The sequence below is a fragment of the Kitasatospora sp. NPDC048722 genome (assembly GCF_040650235.1).
GTDB lineage: Bacteria > Actinomycetota > Actinomycetes > Streptomycetales > Streptomycetaceae > Kitasatospora.
Map to the genome: position 1 here is coordinate 17,713 of NZ_JBEZGX010000010.1, position 19,034 is coordinate 36,746.

16 protein-coding genes are annotated in these 19,034 nt (G+C 73.5%); 10 read left to right on the top strand and 6 right to left on the bottom strand.

Going from position 1 to position 19,034, the window contains the following annotated elements:
• Positions 1-314 precede the first annotated feature (314 nt).
• Positions 315-1,691 (top strand): transcriptional regulator, encoded by a 1,377-nt coding sequence (locus tag AB0C76_RS10220; protein ID WP_359962499.1) that lies wholly within the window; start codon positions 315-317, stop codon positions 1,689-1,691.
• A 168-nt stretch (positions 1,692-1,859) separates the two neighbouring features.
• Entirely contained in the window at positions 1,860-3,044 is a 1,185-nt protein-coding gene (locus AB0C76_RS10225; RefSeq protein ID WP_359962502.1) for a hypothetical protein, read from the top strand.
• A gap of 54 nt (positions 3,045-3,098) precedes the next feature.
• On the opposite strand, the gene AB0C76_RS10230 is transcribed toward AB0C76_RS10225, so the two are convergent.
• Positions 3,099-4,379: an ABC transporter substrate-binding protein gene (locus tag AB0C76_RS10230; RefSeq protein WP_359962505.1), complete on the bottom strand. Its 1,281-nt coding sequence runs from the start codon at positions 4,377-4,379 to the stop codon at positions 3,099-3,101.
• Positions 4,380-4,555: 176 nt separating this feature from the next.
• Between AB0C76_RS10230 and AB0C76_RS10235 the strand changes: the two genes are divergently transcribed.
• Together AB0C76_RS10235 and purU are read left to right on the top strand one after the other, a co-directional pair.
• A complete protein-coding gene (locus tag AB0C76_RS10235) occupies positions 4,556-5,071 on the top strand; it encodes a hypothetical protein (protein ID WP_359962508.1) in 516 nt (171 codons plus the stop codon).
• Between the two features lie 134 nt (positions 5,072-5,205).
• A complete protein-coding gene (gene purU / locus AB0C76_RS10240; RefSeq protein ID WP_329932214.1) occupies positions 5,206-6,072 on the top strand; it encodes a formyltetrahydrofolate deformylase in 867 nt (288 codons plus the stop codon).
• A 23-nt stretch (positions 6,073-6,095) separates the two neighbouring features.
• Here the strand turns inward: purU and AB0C76_RS10245 are convergent, their stop codons facing one another.
• Both AB0C76_RS10245 and AB0C76_RS10250 read right to left on the bottom strand, forming a co-directional pair.
• Entirely contained in the window at positions 6,096-7,301 is a 1,206-nt protein-coding gene (locus AB0C76_RS10245) for a zf-HC2 domain-containing protein (RefSeq protein WP_359962511.1), read from the bottom strand.
• On the bottom strand, positions 7,298-7,903 hold the full coding sequence (locus tag AB0C76_RS10250; RefSeq protein WP_359962807.1) for a sigma-70 family RNA polymerase sigma factor: 606 nt from the start codon (positions 7,901-7,903) through the stop codon (positions 7,298-7,300). The genes AB0C76_RS10245 and AB0C76_RS10250 overlap by 4 nt, the downstream gene beginning before the upstream one ends.
• Before the next feature lie 552 nt (positions 7,904-8,455).
• Here AB0C76_RS10250 and AB0C76_RS10255 point away from each other — a divergent pair.
• Positions 8,456-8,935 carry an ATP-binding protein gene (locus tag AB0C76_RS10255; RefSeq protein WP_359962514.1) on the top strand — a complete coding sequence of 160 codons (480 nt, stop codon included), beginning with the start codon at positions 8,456-8,458 and terminating at the stop codon, positions 8,933-8,935.
• Positions 8,936-9,341: 406 nt separating this feature from the next.
• Here AB0C76_RS10255 and AB0C76_RS10260 read toward each other — a convergent pair whose 3' ends face one another.
• On the bottom strand, positions 9,342-10,310 hold the full coding sequence (locus AB0C76_RS10260) for a helix-turn-helix domain-containing protein (RefSeq protein ID WP_359962517.1): 969 nt from the start codon (positions 10,308-10,310) through the stop codon (positions 9,342-9,344).
• A gap of 139 nt (positions 10,311-10,449) precedes the next feature.
• Here AB0C76_RS10260 and AB0C76_RS10265 point away from each other — a divergent pair, with 139 nt between their 5' ends.
• The 4 genes from AB0C76_RS10265 to AB0C76_RS10280 all read left to right on the top strand — a co-directional run bounded on the left by AB0C76_RS10265 (position 10,450) and on the right by AB0C76_RS10280 (position 13,927).
• Positions 10,450-11,766: an MFS transporter gene (locus AB0C76_RS10265; RefSeq protein WP_359962520.1), complete on the top strand. Its 1,317-nt coding sequence runs from the start codon at positions 10,450-10,452 to the stop codon at positions 11,764-11,766.
• Between the two features lie 22 nt (positions 11,767-11,788).
• Positions 11,789-12,316, top strand: coding sequence for a GNAT family N-acetyltransferase (locus AB0C76_RS10270; protein WP_359962522.1), 528 nt, complete (start codon positions 11,789-11,791; stop codon positions 12,314-12,316).
• 154 nt (positions 12,317-12,470) lie between these two features.
• A complete protein-coding gene (locus AB0C76_RS10275; RefSeq protein WP_359962524.1) occupies positions 12,471-12,812 on the top strand; it encodes a DUF4229 domain-containing protein in 342 nt (113 codons plus the stop codon).
• A gap of 32 nt (positions 12,813-12,844) precedes the next feature.
• Positions 12,845-13,927 (top strand): LacI family DNA-binding transcriptional regulator, encoded by a 1,083-nt coding sequence (locus AB0C76_RS10280; protein ID WP_359962526.1) that lies wholly within the window; start codon positions 12,845-12,847, stop codon positions 13,925-13,927.
• A gap of 76 nt (positions 13,928-14,003) precedes the next feature.
• Here the strand turns inward: AB0C76_RS10280 and AB0C76_RS10285 are convergent, their stop codons facing one another.
• A complete protein-coding gene (locus AB0C76_RS10285; protein ID WP_359962529.1) occupies positions 14,004-15,218 on the bottom strand; it encodes an MFS transporter in 1,215 nt (404 codons plus the stop codon).
• Positions 15,219-15,647: 429 nt separating this feature from the next.
• Between AB0C76_RS10285 and AB0C76_RS10290 the strand changes: the two genes are divergently transcribed.
• Entirely contained in the window at positions 15,648-16,988 is a 1,341-nt protein-coding gene (locus AB0C76_RS10290) for a dicarboxylate/amino acid:cation symporter (RefSeq protein WP_359962531.1), read from the top strand.
• Positions 16,989-17,080: 92 nt separating this feature from the next.
• Here the strand turns inward: AB0C76_RS10290 and AB0C76_RS10295 are convergent, their stop codons facing one another.
• On the bottom strand, positions 17,081-18,859 hold the full coding sequence (locus AB0C76_RS10295) for a glycoside hydrolase domain-containing protein (protein WP_359962534.1): 1,779 nt from the start codon (positions 18,857-18,859) through the stop codon (positions 17,081-17,083).
• Positions 18,860-19,034: the final 175 nt, after the last annotated feature.

The window sequence follows — 19,034 nt, forward strand, 5'->3', positions numbered from 1 at the left end:
TCTTCCACGGGCTGCTCAACTACCGTGTGTGAGCCTGGTTACGGCCCCGCGGTGCCCGGATGGGCGCATGACGGCAATGTCACCCGAACCGGTGACTCAACCGAGTTGGGGCGGGCGGGGGCCGGCGCAGAGGGGGCGCACGGGAGCATTTCCCAGGGCGCGTGGGGGGTGCGGTTCGTCACCGTGGGTATCCCGCTGGCGTTGCTGATCGCTAACCTAGTGTCAGATTCCTTGGACGGTCGGACAGTCGGCAACAGATCAGCAGAATCGTCGCCCGCCGGCCGGGACCGGAGGGTGTGGGGAGGCGAAGCCCAATGGCCGCGAGACCACTCGTCGCACGACAGCCCAACGAGCGTCTGCAGCAACTGATTCAGGAGGCCAGCTGCTCCAACGCCGGCCTGGCCCGGAGGGTCAACCTCTGCGGCGCCGAGCACGGTCTGGACCTGCGCTACGACAAGACCTCCGTCGCCCGGTGGCTGCGCGGCCAGCAGCCGCGCGGGCAGGCGCCGGCGGTGATCGCCGAGGCCCTGGGCCGCAAGCTCGGCCGCAGTGTGTCGGTCGAGGAGATCGGCATGGCGGACGGCAAGAACCTCAGCTCCGGCATCGGGCTGCAGTTCGCGCCGACCCTCAACGCGGCCCTGGAGCAGGTCTGCGAGCTCTGGCGCAGCGACGTCGGCCGGCGGGACTTCCTGACCGGGGCGACGGTCGCCGCCTCCGCCCTGGTGGAGCCCAGCCGGGACTGGCTGATCACCCCGCCGGACCCGGTGGTGGCGCGCACCGGCGGCCCGCGGGTCGGTCCGACGGACGTCGCGGCGATCAGGGCCACCACGACGATGCTGGTGGACCTGGACCACCGCTTCGGCAGCGGGCACGTGCGCCCGGTCGTCGTCCACTACCTCAACTCGGTGGTCTCCGGCCTGCTCGGCGGGGCCTACCGCGAGGAGACCGGGCGCCAACTCTTCGCCGCGGTGGCGAGGTTGACCGAGCTGGCCGGCTACATGGCGGTGGACACCGGACAGCCCGGACTCGCCCAGCGCTACTACATCCAGGCGCTGCGCCTCGCGCAGGCGGCGGACGACCGCGGCTACGGCGGCTACGTCCTCGCGGCCTCGATGAGCCACCTCGCGGCGACGCTGGGCAACCCGCGCGAGATCGCCCAACTCGCCCGCGCCGCGCAGGAGGGCGCGCGGACGGTGGCCACCCCGACGGCGATGGCGATGTTCTACGCGGCCGAGGCCCGCGGCCACGCGCTGCTCGGGGACGCCCGCTCGTGCGAGGCGGTCGCGGCCAAGGCGCTGGAGATGATGGAGAAGCGCCGCCCGGAGGACGACCCGGACTGGATCGTCCACTTCGACGATGCCTACCTCGCCGACGAGCTGGCCCACTGCCACCGGGACCTGGAACAGGCCGGCCAGGCCGAGCACTACGCCCGCCGGGCGCTCGACCTGCACCCGCCGACGCGGGTGCGCCGCCGCGCGGTGGACCTGGTCCTCCTGGCCACGGCGCAGCTGCAGCAGCGGGACCTGGAGCGCGCCTGCGAGACGGGCGCTCAGGCGGTCCGGCTGCTGAGCGGGCTGCGCTCCAACCGGGGCGTGGAGTACCTGGACGAGTTCCGGCGCCGGCTGGAGCCCTACCGGGAGCAGCGGGTGGTCCGCGAGTTCCACGCCAGGGCGGACGCGGAGGCCGCCTGAGCGGATCGGCCCCCGCGGGGGAGCAGGTCGTGATGTCCCGCCCACGTGGTCACCCGATGAGGCGAACCGGTAGCGTGGGCGCGACGTCCAAGGAACTGTGATGCTCCCAAGAACCGACGAGATGTGGTCCGCCGTCAGCGCGCGGTCGTGCACAGGTGAGGAATCGCGTTGAGTCAGCGCCGCTCGTACCCCAACTCGGGTGACTTCAACCTGGACGACCTGTTCCGCCCGGAGCCCGGCCAGCAGCAGGGCCCGCAGGCCGTCGTGCCTGGCCAGGCGGGCCAGCCGGGCCAGCCGCAGGGCGCGCCCGGCCAGCAGATGCCGCCGGTGGGGCAGCCGTCCGGGCAGCCGGAGTACCTGGGCGAGGGCGGGCACGCGCTGCCGACGCAGGCCATGCCGGCCCAGGGCGCGCCGTGGGCCGGCGCCCCGGCTCCCGGGGCCCAGGGCTACCAGCAGGGCGCCCCGGCGCCGGAGACCCAGCACCTCCCGCCGTACCCGACCGGCGACCCGCAGGCCGGCGGCTACCGGGGCACTCCCGGATACCCGCAGCAGGCGCCCGGATACGCACCGCAGCCGGACCAGGGGTACGGCCACCAGGGCTACCCGCCGGCCGCCCAGCCGCAGCCGGTCCAGCCCGGCTACTCCGGTGTCGACTACTCCGGCGCGGAGTACCAGACCACGGCCGCGCCGGCCCGCGAGGAGCGCGGCGGCGGACGCCCGTCCTCGAAGCTGATCATCGGCGGCGTGGTGGCCGGCTGCGCCGCGGCCGGGATCCTCGTCGCCGTGCTGATGAGCGGCGGCGACGACACGGGCGGCGAGCAGAAGAAGACCCCGCCGGTGGCCTCGGCCGGCAGCGCCTCGACCGGCCCGGCGAGCGCGAGCGGTTCGGCGGCCTCGGTCGACCCGGAGGTCAAGGCGCAGGCGCAGCCGCTGTCGGATCTGCTGGGCACCGCGAGCGACAGCCGCTCTGCGGTCGTGAACGCGGTCGGTGCCGTGCAGAAGTGCAACCAGCTGCCGGAGTCGCAGCAGGCGCTGACCGCGGCGGCCGGCAAGCGGCGCGAGCTGCAGACCAAGCTCGGCCAGCTGAAGACCGACAAGCTGCCCGGCGGTGCGCAGCTGGTCGAGCAGCTCAACGCGGCCTGGACGGCCTCGGCGCAGGCGGACGACGAGTACGCGGCCTGGGCCTCGGACTCGCAGGCCCCGGGTGCGTGCGGCAAGCAGGACAACCAGCACTACAAGAACGCGGTCACGGCCAGCGGCTCGGCGACGAACGCCAAGAAGCAGGCGTCCACGCTCTGGAACGCGATCGCGACGCAGACCGGCCTGCCGAGCCGCGGCGACGGCGACCTGTAGGAGGGCGCCGCAGGGGCGGGCCGCCCACGCCCCACGAGGGCGGCCCGCACACCGTCACGCCGGGGGCTTGCCGCCCGTGAGCACCCAGCGGACGTCGACGAAGCCCGGCTGCTGCAGGGTCATCCGGCCGCCCTTCACGACCTGGTAGGTGACCCAGGTGTTCACCAGCCGCGGCGACTCGGTGCTGGGCAGCATGTTGGTGGTGCCCCAGCTCAGCGGCGGGGTGAGGCCGACGTCGATGCCCTCGCCGCTGTCCAGCAGGGCGGTGATCGTCTTCGCGGCGACCGCCTTGCCGGCCGAGGTCAGCTTGTCGGAGACGACGCGGAACACCTCGTACGCGACCCAGGTGGTCTCCACGCCGGGGTCGGACACGTCGATGGTCCGGCCGCCGGCGCGCACGACGTCGCGCAGCCCGTCCCACACCTTGGCCGACTCCGGCGGGTACCAGCTGGTGACGAACGCGCCGCCCAGCGGTCCGCTGTCGCCGCCGGTGGAGTCGACCACCGACTGCTGGACGCTGCCGATCACCGAGGCGATCCTGGTGTTCCTCGGGCCCAGCCGCCGGTAGGCGTCCAGCAGGTTGCCGGTCGGCTCGGCGCCGAGCGCGATGGTCACGCAGTTGCCCGGCTCGTCCTTGCCGATCGCCTTGCGCACCACCGGCGTGTAGTCGTTGGACTTCTCGGGAGCCTTGATGTCGAGCAGCTTGAGCCCGGCCGGCTTGAGCGCGTTGGCCAGGTAGCCGAGCAGGTTGTCGCCGGCCGGGGTGTCCGGGCGCACCAGGGAGATGTTCTTGCAGCCGGCGTCGACCAGCTGGCGGCCGCTGCCGCCGATGAGCGCGGGCATGCCGCCGTCCACCGGGTAGGACAGCGGGCTGCTGAACTCCGGCTGGGAGAGGCCGTAGCCGCCGATCAGCGGGATCCCGGCGCGCTCCAGGACGGGCATGAAGGCGTCCCCCCACTGGCTGTAGGAGCCGATGACGGCGACCGCGTTGTTCTCCACCGCCTGCTGGGCGCAGGCCTTGGCGCCCTCGGCGTCGTTGTGGTCGTTGCAGGTGAGCACCCGCAGCCGTCGTCCGTTTAACCCGCCCTTGTTGTTCACGTCGCGTCCGATGGCCTCGGCGAGCGCCGTCATGCCCGGCCGGTCGGCCGAGCCGGTGCCGGCCGGCGCCCAGGTCATGACGGTGAGGTCGGAGCTGGTCGTGGCATCGGCCGGTCCGCCGCACGCGGAGGCCGAGAAGAGGGTGGGGAGCAGGGCCGCGGCGGTCGCGGCGGCGGCGATCGGGCGGCGTCGCGCGATCTGGTTCCGGGCCTGGAAGGTGTCCCTTCGGCGGGTCATCGGTCTTCCCTCTCTGGGGCGCCCTCCGGCGCACCGGAGCAAGCCAAGCCCCGGTGTCACAAGCCGAGAGGACCGAAGTGTGAACACGCGGAAAACGGGTGCCGAACTCCCGCGGGGAACGCGTGTAGATCCCGCGAGTGGAGCACGAACGGCACGGGAACGTACGATCGTTCCCCATGTCCGCCAGCACAGATTCTTCGCACCGGTCCGCCCGAAACCCTTCTCGTCCGGGCCACCGCTCCAGCACGATGGGCGGCATGCCGCTCAACGACCTGCCCTGGTGGCGCTGGCGAGCCCGACTGCGCTCGGCCCTGCACATGCTGTCCGACCCCGCCTTCCAGCAGGAGGCCTGGCTGACCGGCCGCGAGGGGTACGGGGACGTGACCGACGCCGTCTACCGTCTGGTGGAGGACACCTGGCTGGACCGCTGGTCCGCCGAGAAGTACGTCGGCGCGATCTTCCGCGACGCGGCCGAGGCCGCCCTGGTGGACGTCGCCGTGCTGCGGGTGGTCAGTCTGCTGCACGAGGTCGGCGCGGACGCCCCGGCCACCGCGTACGTCGGCCACCCCGGCTGGCCCGAGGCCGTCCGGGCCGCGCGCGAGGCGCACGTGCTGCTGGCGGTCAACGACGGGGACGACCCGGACGCGGCGCCCAAGTCGCTGGACGTGCTGCGGATCCTGACCTCGGTCTGAGCCCGGGGCCCGGTGCCCGTACTGCGGAGCGGGCGGCGCCGTCCCGCAGTACGGGCACCGGGACGGGCGCTGTCCAGGATGTGACACGCTGGACCATTCACGAAACGCACGACCATAGGACGGGATACCCCCACGTGGAACAGCAGCCGGCTAGTGCCCAGTACGTCCTCACGCTGTCCTGCCCCGACAAGCAGGGCATCGTCCACGCGGTCTCCAGCTACCTCTTCATGACCGGCTGCAACATCATCGACAGCCAGCAGTTCGGGGACGGGGAGAGCGGCCTGTTCTTCATGCGGGTGCACTTCTCGGCCGCCGAGCCGGTCACCGCGGACAAGCTGCGGGCCAGCTTCGCCGCGATCGGCGCCTCGTTCGGGATGGAGTGGCAGATCCACCCGACCGAGGAGCGGATGCGGATCGTCCTCATGGTCAGCAAGTTCGGGCACTGCCTCAACGACCTGCTGTTCCGCAGCCGGATCGGTGCGCTGCCGGTGGAGATCGCCGCGGTGGTCTCCAACCACACCGACTTCCGCGACCTCACCGAGGGTTTCGGCATCCCGTTCCACCACATCCCCGTCACCCGGGACACCAAGGCCGACGCCGAGCGGCAGCTGCTGGACCTGGTGGAGCGCGAGAACGTCGAACTCGTCGTGCTGGCGCGCTACATGCAGGTGCTCTCGGACGACCTGTGCAAGGCGCTGTCCGGCCGGGTGATCAACATCCACCACTCCTTCCTGCCGAGCTTCAAGGGCGCCAAGCCCTACCACCAGGCCCACGCCCGCGGCGTGAAGCTGATCGGCGCCACCGCGCACTACGTCACCGCCGACCTCGACGAGGGCCCGATCATCGAGCAGGAGGTGGCCCGGGTCACCCACGACATCACCCCGGACCAGCTGGTCGCGCTCGGCCGGGACGTCGAGTGCCAGGCGCTGGCCCGCGCGGTCAAGTGGCACAGCGAGCACCGCGTGCTGCTCAACGGCAGCCGGACGGTCGTCTTCGCCTGACGGGCAGGGGTCCTCAGGGCCCCTCAGGGCCGGGACAGCAGCGGCACCGCGCGCAGCACCTCGCGGATCGCGGCGCGGTCGCCGTGCTCGCCGACCGGCACCCGCTCCGGATCGCGGTGCGCGGCGGCCAGCTGGCAGAACTCCAGCCCGTCCAGCACCATCGACGCCACCGGCTCGCCGCCCGGCTGGTCGTCGCTCCGGCCGTCCCCGCGGCCGAAGTCCGGGCCGTCCAGCGGGATCAGCCACTCGCCGGCCGCCGGGCCGTCGATCACCAGCCGCAGCCGCCGCCCGCCCGGTCCGGTCCCGGGCGGCCCGGCCACTCCGGCCGGCTGGGCGGCCCGCAGCCCGGCCAGCGCGTGCGGGACCATCCGGACCGCCAGCTCCACCATCTGCCGCAGGTGCTGCGGCGCCGGCGGGTCGTACGGGTAGGCCACCGCGCGGGCCACGTCCTCGCCGTGCACGAAGCACTCGAAGGCGCGGTCCACGAACGCGTCGCGCAGCGGGACGGCGGCGAAACCGAAGTCCACCGGGGTGTTGCCCTGCGGGGCGAGGGCGGCGGTGCGCACCAGGTCGTGGGTCTGCCGCCGCCAGCGGGCCCGCACCGACTGCGGCGGAGCGCCGGCCGCCCCGGCGAGCAGCCGTGCGGTGCGCTCGGTGACCCCGGCGTACCGGCCGCCCTGCGGCGGCACCCGGGGCGGCCCTGGCCGGGCGTCCGGCTCCTGCGGCGGCACCCGGCGTTCGACCGGCGCGGCGGCGGTGCCCGGAGCGGCCGGCACCGGGTCCGGCAGGCCGAGGGCGAGCGCCACGTAGCCGTCCACGGCGGTCAGGTGGCACAGCACCTCGGCCGGGCGCAGGTATTCGGTGCCGCCGTGCCACGGGAGTTCGGCGACCTCCTGCCACTCCTCGGGGCCGAGGTCGCGCAGCAGCGCGTCGAGCTTCGCGGTCTCCGCCGCGTACGGAACTCCCCAGGCGGGGACGGGCAGTTCGGCCGGGCGGCGGGCCAGGCACCAGTCGAGCACCTGCTGGCGCAGCGGGCCCGGCTGGTCGAGCGGCTCGTCCACGGCGAGCCAGCCGGCCGCCTCGCGCAGCCGCGCGGCCTCCTCGGCGCACTCCGGACAGGCGCGCAGGTGGAGTTCGAGTTCGGCGGCCTCGGCGGGCGGGCACGCGCCGAGGGCCCAGGCGCCGAGCAGCGAGCGCAGGGCGTCGTGCTGTTCCCCGGTGGTCGTCACGTGCCCCCGTTCCCGTCCTGCGCGGTCCGGCCGCACTGGCGGGCGCGCTCGTCGGCCAGTTCGGTGGCGAGCAGGTCCAGGCCGAGCCGCATCCGCTGCTTGGCGGCCTGATCGCTGATGCCGAGCCGGCGGGCCGTCTCCTGGTAGGTGCGGCCGTCGTAGTACGTCACGGCGATCGTCTCACGCAGGCTGTGGGGGAGGGAGTCGACCACGTACTGCATGCGCGCGGCGGTGGCGACCTCGCGGATCTCGTCCTCGGCGGACCCGGGCCCGGCGCCGGGTTCGGCGGCCCGGCGCAGGCGCAGCCGGTCGACGGCGCGGCGGTGGGTGAGCGCGCCGAGCCAGGAGCGCAGCGAGCCCTGGGCGGGGTCGAAGGCCTCGGGGTGCTCCCACACGTGGGCGAAGACCTCGCGGGTGAGCTGGGCGGCGGCGGCCTGGTCGGCCAGTATCCGCCCGGCGAGCCCGTGCACCATCGGCGCGAGCAGGTCGTAGAGTTCGCCGAGCGCGGTCTCCTCGCCGCGGGCGAGGCGCCGCTGGAGCTGCTCGTCCCAGCGGGGGACGGCGTCCGCGGCCGTCGCGGCACCGCGGTCCGGGGTGGCCATCGGGCCGGGGGTGGCCATCGGGCCGGGGGTGGCCATCGGGCCGGGGGTGGCCATCGCACACCACCCTCCTGACCGGGGTCCGCTGGCTTACTCAACGGTATCTTGCGGCCGACGGGCGGCGGGAGGAATCCCCGAAGAAGGGAACCCCGAGTTTCGGATCGTCACATGGTGGGACGTTCGGCTCGTGGGACCGTCCGCCGATGCCGCTGTTCGAGAACGGTCGGACATATGTCGCACGGGTGGTTCGCGAGTGGCGGGCCGGGTGTCGGGGGTGTGCGGCGGTAGGTTCGCCACTGCCGGTCCGGCGTGGTCGGCCGCGGTCCGGCCGAGCGCCGGTGCGAGGTTCGCCAGAGTGAACGGGACAGTATGCACTGCCCTGTCCCCCGATCGCTGGAATATGCCCGAAGCGCTTGCTGCGGTCCGTCCGCCCGCTCATCCTGAGGCGTATTCGTGTCGCGGCCAGCACCGGGTGGGACGTGCGAGGGCCCTGCCGGCCGGCCGAACCGGCCCGATCGGGACGATGGCCGAACTGCGAGTGCGGGTGGTGGAGCGGTGCAGGTTCTTCAGGTACAGCTGGCGGTGCAGGCGGATCCCGCCGAGGTGGGCCGGGCCCGCCGGTGGGTGCGCTCGCGGCTGTTGAACCACGGGGTCGACCCGGACGCGCCGATGGCCGAGACGGTGGTGCTGGTGGTCTCCGAGCTGGTGACCAACGCCGTGGTGCACACCGGCTGTCCGGCCGTGCTGCGGCTGTGCCTGCCGGTGGACTGCGCCGCCCCGGAGGGTGCCCCGGCGCCGGCCGTCCCGCTGCGGGTGGAGGTCGCGGACGCGAGCCAGGTGGCGCCGGCCCCCCGGCACGCGGGCGCGGACGCCGACGCCACCAACGGGCGCGGCCTGGAACTGGTCGAGCTGCTCTGCGAGCGCTGGGGTTGGTACCCGGACGGCTCGGGCAAGCGGGTGTGGTGCGAGATCGGCGCGGACGCCCGGCCGGCGGACCCGCTGGCGGGCGTGGACTGGGCGGCGCTCGCGCAGTAGGCGCCGCCTCGCGATCAGCGGGCCGACCACGATCACCGGACCGACCCGGGGCGCGACCGCCGCGATGATCACCGGCCGAAACCTGACGCAACCATTCCGAATTTCCGACAACCCATTGACGTGACGTATCCGACTGATCACGCTTGGGTGCAGCTCTCCGTCGCGAGGGGACGCCGAGGGGACACCCGTGCGGCCGTCGTGGTGCTGCTGTCCAGGGGGATCGTGCCAGCAGGGGGACCACGGCCCGCCGGAGGTGTGACCTCCTCGGCGAGTGCGGAGAGCCGGTGCGCGGGTTCAGGGCCCGTGCGTTGCGATCGGATGGCGGCCCGCCGTGCCGCGCTCGGGGTGTGCACGGCCGGCCGCCATCCGACTCGTCCTCGGCCTCGCCGTCCGGTTCGCCGTCAGTTCAGGACACCGCCCGGAACGTCCTGCGGTAGGCGCTCGGCGCGACGTCGAGGCGTCCGCGCAGCTGGAGCCGCAGTGAGGCCGCGGTGCCGAAGCCTGACTCCCGGGCCACTTGGTCGATCGTCAGGTCGGTGCGCTCCAGCAACTGCCGGGCGCGCTCGGTGCGCTGGACGGTGAGCCACTGGCCCGGACTGCTGCCGGTCTCCTCGCGGAAGCGCCGGGTGAACGTCCGCACGCTCATCCCCGCGCGGTCGGCGAGCTGGCGCAGGGCGAGCGGTTCGTCCAGGTGCTCCAGCGCCCACGCGCGGACCGCCGCCGTGCCGGTGCCGCCGTGCTCCACCGGGCTCGGGGCCTCCACGTACTGCTTCTGGCCGCCCTCGCGCCACGGCGGGACGAGACAGTTGCGGGCGACCGCGTTGGCGACCGCGCTGCCGTGGTCGCGCCGCACCACGTGCAGGCACAGGTCCACCCCGGCGGCCACCCCGCCGGAGGTGAGGACGTCGCCGTCGTCCGTGTAGAGCACGTCGGGGTCCAGCCGGACCCGCGGGTACAGCTCGGCGAAGCGCTCGGTGTAGCGCCAGTGCGTGGTGGCCGGGCGGCCGTCCAGCAGGCCGGCGGCGGCCAGCAGGAAGGATCCGGTGCAGATCGACATCAACCGGGTGCCGGGCCGGATCCGGGCGATCGCGGCGGCCAGTTCGGGGGTGTAGGCGGCGTCGGCGGTGGCCGGGTTGGCGTCGGCGGAGGCCGGGATCACCACCGTGTCGGCCCGGTCCAGGAGTTCGGGCCCGTGGTCGACGGCCACCCGGAAGTCGGCGCTGGTGGCGACCGGCCGGCCGTCCAGCGTGCAGGTCGCCACCTCGTACAGCGGCTCGCCGCCGGGCCCCTTCGCGCCGCCGAAGATCCTTGCGGGGATGCCGAGTTCGAAGGCGATGACCCCCTCCAGGGCCAGGACCGCGACCAGGTGCGCCATCTCGTTCCTCCCGTCATGGCCCGCGTGGCCCCTACGGCTGCGGACCGGGCCAGCCTAGGCCAGAGCGTGGCCCGATTCTTTCGAAAGCTGGCATTCAGGCCACTCGTCGCCGTCCGGCCGCCCCGGGAGACTCGAGCGCGTGACCGAACGCAACGTCCTCGCCCCCACCCCCTCCACCGCGACACCCGCCCGCCCCACCCGGCGCGTGCACTACGCCTGGGTGGTCGCCGGCGTCTCCCTCCTGGTGCTGCTCGGCTCGGCCGGCTTCCGCTCCACGCCCAGCTTGATGATGGACGCCCTGCACAACGAGTTCGGCTGGTCGCTCGGGACCATCTCCAGCGCCACCTCCGTCAACCTCACCCTCTACGGCCTCACCGCCCCCTTCGCCGCCGCCCTGATGGACCGCTTCGGCGTGCGCCTGGTCGTCGTCTGCGCGCTGCTCACCATCTCGGTCGGCTCCGGACTCACCATGCTGATGCGCGAGCCGTGGCAACTGGTGCTCTGCTGGGGCGTGTTGGTCGGCCTCGGCAGCGGCTCGATGGCCGGCGCGTTCGCCACCACCATCACCGGCCGCTGGTTCCGCGCCCGCCAGGGCCTGGTCACCGGCGTGCTGACGGCCGCCGGCGCCGCGGGCAACCTGGTCTTCCTGCCGGTCGGCGCCTGGCTGGTCGAACACCACGGCTGGCGCTCGGCGGTGGTCGTGGTCTCGCTCGCGGCCAGCGCGGTCGCCGTCCCGGTCCTGCTCCTGATGCGCGAGCGGCCCGCCGACATCGGCCTCCTGCCCTACGGCGCGACCGAGGCCCCGCCCGCCCCCGCCGCCGACGGCCGGGCGCTGGCCCGCACCCTGCGCGTGCTGCGTGACGCCGCCCGTACCCGGGCGTTCTGGCTGCTCGCCGGCTCCTTCGCGATCTGCGGCGCCACCACGGCCGGCCTGGTCGGCACCCACTTCATCCCGGCCGCCCACGACCACGGCATGCCCGTCACGACGGCGGCGAGCCTGCTCGCCATGATCGGCCTGTTCGACGTGGTCGGCACCATCGCCAGCGGCTGGTTCACGGACCGCGTCGACTCCCGCCTCCTGCTGGTCGTCTACTACGGGCTGCGCGGGATCTCCCTGCTCCTCCTGCCGCAGCTGCTGGCCGGCTCGCTGCAGCCGCCGATCCTCGCCTTCGTGATCTTCTACGGCCTGGACTGGGTGGCCACCGTGCCGCCGACCGTCGCCCTGTGCCGCCGGCACTTCGGCGAGGACGCCCCGATCGTCTTCGGCTGGGTGCTCGCCAGCCACCAGATCGGCGCGGCCGTGGTGGCCGGGCTCGCCGGCTTCGCCCGGGACGCGCTCGGCGACTACGACGCCACCTGGTACGGCGCCGGCGCCCTCTGCGCGATCGCCGTCGGCCTCTGCCTGGCGCTGCGCGGCACCGGCCGCAAGGACCGGGTCCTGCCCGCCCTGTCGTAACGACCCATTAGGCTCCGCACCCATGACGCTTACCTTCACCCTCGACCCGAAGTCCGACCCCGACCTGCGGGCCGCGATCGTCGGCCTGTGGGCCGACGTCACCAACGCCGACGGGGCCGTCGGCTTCGTGGCGCCGGTCACGGAGGACGACGTCTGGGACACCGCCGACCACCACTTCGCCGGGATCGCCCCCGAGGGGCCGGACCGCCTGCTCGTCGCCCACGAGACGGAGACCGGCCGACTGGTCGGGGTGCTCTTCTTCGAGTCGATGCGCTTCAACCTCATGGAGCACTGGCGGATGCTCAAGCGCGTCATGGTGCACCCCGACACCCAGGGCCGCGGGTACGGCGTCGAGTTGATGGCCGAGGCGGAACGGATCGCCCGGGAGTGGGGGCTGGACGGCCTTCGGCTGACGGCACGCGGCGGCCAGGGCCTGGAGCGGTTCTACGCCCGCTGCGGCTACCGCGAGGTCGGCCGGGTCCCGGGCGCGATCCGGGTGGCCCCGGGGGACGACCGCGACGACATCACCTTCTGGCTCGACCTGCGCTGACGGCCGGGCCCCGGCCCGCGCCGACACCCGCGCCGCCGACCGTCCCGAACGGGCTCGGAGCGGGGGACGGGCGACCCGTCCCCCGCTCCGCCCGTCGGGCATGCTTCACTGGGAGACCGGCCCCGACCCCCAGCGCAGTGAAGGACGTGCCCCAGTGAGCAGCAGCAACGGCCCCGCCAAGTCGCATGCCACGCTCCGCTACACCTCCCTGCGGGTCAGCATCTTCCTCGGCTGCCTGCTGGTGGCCCTCCTGCTCGGCCACTTCGGGATCATCCCGGTCAGCGGCCAGGCCGGCGTGATCTTCCTCTTCCTGCTGGCCGCGATCGCCTCCGCGCCGCTCAGCTACGTGCTGCTGAGCCGCCAGCGCGACGACATGTCCGCCCAGATCACCACCAAGGTCTCCGGGATGCGCAGCCGCACCGCCGAGCGGATCGCCGCGCAGAACGCCGAGGAGGACGCGGCCGACGAGGCGGCCCGCGCCGCCGCGCGGAACTGAGGCCGGACCGCCCCGGACCCGCTCCCGCCGCCGTGTCCGCCTCCGCCGATCTCCCGCAGACCCCCGCGCCGCACGCCCCCGAGCCGCCGCCCGACGGCGCCAGCGGCACCTGGCCCGCCCCCGCGCGGCGTCCCACCGGCCGGGACGTGGCCCGGCTCGCCGGGGTCTCCCAGGCCACCGTCTCGCTCGTGTTCTCCGGCTCCGAGGCCGGCTCCCGGGTCTCCGACGCCACCCGCGAACGCGTCCGAGAGGCCGCCCGCAGCCTCGGCTACCGCCCGCAGGCGGCCGGCCGCCAGCTGCGCCTGGGCCGCAGCGGGATGATCCTGCTGGCCGTCCCCAACCTCCTCGGCCCGTTCTTCGGGCGCGTGCTGGAGGGCGTCCACGAGGAGGCCGGGCGGCACGGCCTGGCCGTCGTGGTCAGCTCCGGCTGGGGCAGCGCGACCCTCGCCGAGGCCGCCACCACCAGCCGCTTCGACGGCCTGCTGATCTGCTCGCCGGACGACAGCCAGCTCGGCGAGCTTCCCGCCGACACCCCCGCCGTCTTCCTCGACGCCGACCCGGGCACCGACCGCGCCCGGCCCACCATCGAGCTCGACGTCGCGGGCGGCATGCGGGCCGCGGTCGAGCACCTGGCCGCCCTCGGCCACCGCCGGATCGGCCGGCTGCGTTCGATCCACTCCGCCTACACCTTCCGGGTGCGGCAGGCCGCCTTCGAGCAAGCCGTGGCCGAACTCGGCCTGGACGTCGTCGAGTTGGGCGTCCGCCTGAACGAGGGGCACCCGGCCGCCCGGAACGTCGCCCGCGGGATGCTGGAGCGGCCGGACGCGCCGCGCGCGGTGATCTGCGACGACGACGTGGTGGCGTCCGGGGTCTACCAGGCCGCCGCCGAGCTGGGCGTGCGGGTACCGGAGGACCTGTCCGTCGTCGGCATGGACAACGTCGCGGTCGCCGCTCTGCTCGCCCCGCCGCTGACCACGGTCGACCTGCCCGGCGAGGAGCTCGGCCGGGCCGGCACCGCGGCCCTGGCCGGCCTGCTGCGCGGCGAGCGGGTGGCCCCGCCGCCGCCGCTCGCGACCTCGCTCGTGCTGCGCTCGTCCACCGCCGCCGCCCGCTGACCGACCGGCCGTGGCGCACGCATGACTGTGCCCGCCGGTCCAGACCTCCGGCGGGCACAGTCGTCTCTGGGGGTGGTCAGGCCACCGGCACCGGCACCGGCTGCGGCACCGGCGCGAGCGGCACCGTCCGGAACCACCGGCGCGCGCCGAACAGCAGGAGGCCACCCAGCCCGATCCCGCCCGCCGCGCACAGCGCGACCGGCCGCAGCGAGCCCTCCGCGAGGTTCCCGGACACCGCGTAGCCGAGCGAGTTCCCGGTCGCGAACAGCGTCACCAGCCAGGCGAACGCCTCCGTCACCGTCCCGGTCGGCGCCAGCTCCGCGACCAGCACGAACGCCGCCGCCAGCAGCGGGGCCAGCACGATCCCCGACACGAACGCCAGCGCGGCCATCGGATACGGCCCGGGCAGCACCACCAGCGGCAGGTAGGAGGCGGCCATCACCAGCGCCATCACCCACGTCCGGGTGCCCGTGCCGCTGCGCCACTTCACCGCCCCGTACGCGAGCGCGCCCAGCAGTCCGCCGAGCGCCGCCAGCGCCAGCAGCGTGCCGGCGCCGCCGGGCAGGGCGCCCGCGTGGTGCTCGGCGTAGGCGATGAACAGCACGTTCTGCGCGCCGACCGCCCAGCCGGCCCCGGCCAGCCCGACCAGCAACAGCACCAGGCCGGGGGAGCGCAGCGGGCCCAGCAGCCCGGCCGAGTGCTCGCGCGCCGGGGCCCGCCAGGCCCGCGCCGGTGCGGCGGTGGCGACGACCACGGCGCCCGCGAGGCCCAGGCCGGCCGCCACCCACAGCGCCGCGACGGGGCTGAAGAAGCCCGCGATCCCGGCGACCGCGAGCGGCCCGGCGACGTAGAGGATCTGCTGCGAGGCGGAGTCGAAGGCGTAGGCGGTGTCCAGCTGTTCCTCTTCGACCACGGCCGGCCACAGCGAGCGCAGGCAGGGTTCGAGCGGGGGCATCGCGAGCCCGGCGATCGCGGCGCCGACCGGCGCGGCGAGCACCGAGCCCGGCGCGAGGGCGAGCAGCGCGTACCCGCCGCCGGCGACGACGGCGGAGGCGATCAGCACACGGGGCTGCCCGGTGAGGTCGACGATCCGGCCGAGCACGGGCCCGCCGACGGCGGCCGCCAGGGCGTACACGGCGGTGGCCAGGCCGATCCGGCCGTAGGGCGCGCCGGCCTCCCGCAGGGCGAGGGCGATGACCAGGGCGGTCATGCCGGCGGGCAGGCGGCCGAGCAGGGTGCCGAACAGGAGGCGGCTGACGTGGGGGGCGCGGAGCAGGGCGAGATAGCCCATCGGCGGATCTCCGGTGGGGCGTGCTGGAACAGGGACGTCGTCAAGGTTATACGTATAACTGCCGCCGGTCAATCGGCCCCGGCCGGCCACCTGGTGTCGCGTCGGGCTCGTTCGTGTCCGGATCTCGCTCTTGCACCACCCTGACCTCAAACAACTACTTTGAACATCTCAAACCTTTACTGCTAACGTGTCGCCCATGACCCCCTCGGACGCACCCCGGATGCACGGCCTGGGCACCCCGCCCACCGCCGCCCGCGCGTGCCGTCTGCCGGGAGCCGTGGACAGCCCGCGCCGTTGTCGCGCCGCCCGCTGTATTCCGGCGGCACGCCCCTGACCGGGGCCGAGCCCTCACCGCCCGGCCCGCGCGCCGTGCCGCCGTCCCCGCCGCACCCCACCGTCAGCACCGCCCTCCCCCGGAGTCGCACCCCCATGTCCACAGCGCCCGAGGCGACCTCGTCGCCGTCCGTGCTCGCCCGCATCCGCAAGACGCCGTTCTGGGTTCAGATCGTCGCCGGCCTCGTGCTCGGCGTCGGCCTCGGCTACGTCGCCCGCGCCGCCGACGTCTCATGGCTGGCCACCACCCTGGAGACCATCGGCAAGACCTTCGTCCAGCTGCTCAAGCTGGCCGTCCCGCCGCTGGTCTTCACCGCGATCGTGGTGAGCGTCGCCAACCTGCGCAACGTCACCAACGCGGCCCGCCTCGCCGTCCGTACCCTGCTCTGGTTCCTGATCACCTCGCTGATCGCCGTCGCCATCGGCCTCGGCCTCGGCCTGCTCACCGACCCGGGCAAGGGAACCAACCTCAGCACCGAGGGCCTCAAGGCGCCCAAGGGCGGCGGCACGTGGGTCGACTTCCTGACCGGCATCTTCCCGACCAACATCGTCACGGCGTTCACCGAGGTGAACGTGCTGCAGATCGTCTTCATGGCGGTCGTCGTCGGCGCCGCCGTCATCAAGCTCGGCACCAAGGCCGAGCCCGTCCTCAAGCTCAGCGAGTCGCTCCTGGAGCTGACCCAGACCGCCCTGTGGTGGGTCATCCGGCTCTCCCCGCTCGGCACCCTCGGCCTGATCGGCAAGTCGGTCGCCAAGTACGGCTGGGACCTGCTCAAGCCCTTCGCGACCCTCACCGCCGACATCTACGTCGGCTGCGCGCTGGTGCTGTTCGTCGTCTACTCGCTGCTGCTGAAGTTCGCCGGCGGCCTCAACCCGCTCAACTTCTACCGGGGCGCCTGGCCCGCCATCCAGCTGGCCTTCGTCTCCCGCTCCTCGGTCGGCACCCTGCCGGTCACCCGCCGCGTCACCGAGCGCCTCGGCGTCCCGAGCGAGTACGCGTCCTTCGCCGTCCCGTTCGGCGCCACCACCAAGATGGACGGCTGCGCCGCGATCTACCCGTCGATCGCCGCGATCTTCGTCGCGCAGGTCTACAACATCGACCTCGGCATCAAGGACTACGTCCTGATCGCCTTCGTCTCGGTCATCGGCTCGGCCGCCACCGCGGGCCTGACCGGCGCGATCGTGATGCTGACCCTGACCCTCTCCACCCTGGGCCTGCCCCTGGAGGGCGTCGGCCTGCTGCTCGCCATCGACCCGATCCTCGACATGATGCGCACCGCCACGAACGTCGCCGGTCAAGTTGTAACGCCGATCATCGTCGCTGCCCGCGAGGGCATCCTGGACCGCACGGCCTACAACAAGCCGCACGGTGACCTGCTGGACGAGCCGGCCACCATCCCGGCGCAGGCCACAACGAAGGCTGCCGCTGCGGCCTGATGAGTCCAGCGAACGGGCCCTCTCCCCGAGGTGGGAGAGGGCCCGTTCGCTGGGCGTGCGCCGCGTGGCGAGCTGCGTGCCCTACTGGGCGATCAGAACCACCGGCCGGTGACCGGGGTGTCGGTGGCAGCCCCGAAGCGGAGGCTGTAGAGCACCGAGCCGGAGTCGTAGAGTGCGCCGTAGAAGCTCGCCGTGCTGGGCCGGAAGACGCCGACCTTGTCGATCCCGCTCCCGTTCCAGTCGCCCTTGATCGGGACGTCGCCCTGAGCGCCGAACGGGACGGCGTGGTTGATGGCGACCGAGGTGTTGGAGTTGCTCAGGTAGAACGTGCAGTCGCTCGGCCGGTAGATCCCGACGGTGTCCCTGCCCGTGCCGCTCCAGTTCCCGACCATCGGAATGTCCCCGGGGTTGCCCAGCTTGATGGCGAAAGCCACCGTCTGGTTGTCGTTGGTCAGGTAGAACGCGGAGTCGCTCGGCCGGTAGACGCCGATGGTGTCCCGGCCCTGGCCGGTCCAGTCCCCGACCAGGGGGATGTCGCCGGGGCTGCCGAACGGGGCCGCGACGGCGACGGTCGCGTTGTCGTTGCTCAGGTAGAACGCGGAGTCGCTCGGTCGGTAGACGCCGATGGTGTCCCGGCCCGGACCGCTCCAGTGGCCGGTGAGCGGAACGTCGTTCGGTGAGCCGAAGGTGACGGCTGCGGTGACGTTGCCGCTGCTGTCGGCCATCGCGAAGGTCTGGGCGCCCGGACGGTAGATACCCGCCAGGGTCGGCTTGCCGTTGGGCGTGGTGTCGACCTGGACGTCGAGGTAGTCGTGGTCGATGTTGACCGTGGCGCCGCCCCAGGTCTCGGTGAGGTTGCCATCGTACTGGTGGACGCGCTGGTGGTTGGCCCAGGCGGTGCTCGGGATCACCGGTTCGTTGACGTCCGCAGCGCCGTTCCACCGTGCGGTGAACAGCACGTCGGGCATGGTGTAACCCTTGCCGCTGCCACTGTTGTTGACCAGATCCGCGATGCCGGTGGAGGCACTGCTGTAGACACCGGAGTTGTAGCCCTGCGCGTGGAGTTCGGCGCTCCAGGCGGACAGGAACGGCTGAACCGTCGAGGAGTACGTCGCGACGTTGTAGGACTCCATGTCGTAGTACAGGACGCTCCCCGGGCCGAGACCGAGAGCCGCGGCGTTGGCCACGGCATCGTCGGCCGCGGCGGCACCCTGACTGGCCGGCGCGGTGATCCTGGAGGCCTGGAGACCGACGTACACCGGCAGGAAGCGCCAACCGGCGGAGTACTGCTGCTGCATCCAGGACGCCGTCAGATTGGGCTGGCTGCAGGCTCGGCTGGCGCCCCCGATGTAGATGCCGACGGCTTGGTAGGGCGAGTTGGCGCGCCAGGTGTTCATCGTGTTGGCGTCGGGTGCCGAACAGGCGTCGAAGCCCTTGCCCGTGTACTTGGTCGCATCGGCCGGCAGCGCGGGCGGGGTCGACGCAGTGGCGGCAGGAGACGATTGGACAGGTGCCGCCGCCGCGAACGACCGCTTGGTGGGCGGGGCAGCGATCGGCTCCTTCGTTGCGCCGGCGGGGAAGCCGGCCGAGGAGAGGACCGTCCGGACGAGCGCCTGGTCATCGTCGTAGACTCCGGTGGCCGTGATCCCCGGAGCGGTGGCGTGGACCTTCCGCTCGATCTCCGACACGGTCGTGGCCGACGCGGCGTCATCGGCGCCGGGCTCGACGAGCAGTGCCTCGGTGGTGCCCACCACGTGTGCGGGGCAGTCCTGGCGGGCCCCGGGGGTGCCGAGATAGACGGCGTGCCGGTCGAAACGCACGCAGGCCGTCGGATTGGCCGCGAGATCGATCACCGGCCAGTCGGCGGGCACGTGAAACGAGTGGCCGAGGTAGGAAACATCCTTGGTGGGCGTCGCCGGCGCGCTCGGATCGGCCTGCGCGGATCCCAGGCTGACGACGGACAGCGCCGTCGTCAGCCCGAGTGCGGTGAGTATTCGACGACGGGGACTGGTCAGTGTGGTGATGGGGTTCTCCCGTGGGAAGCGT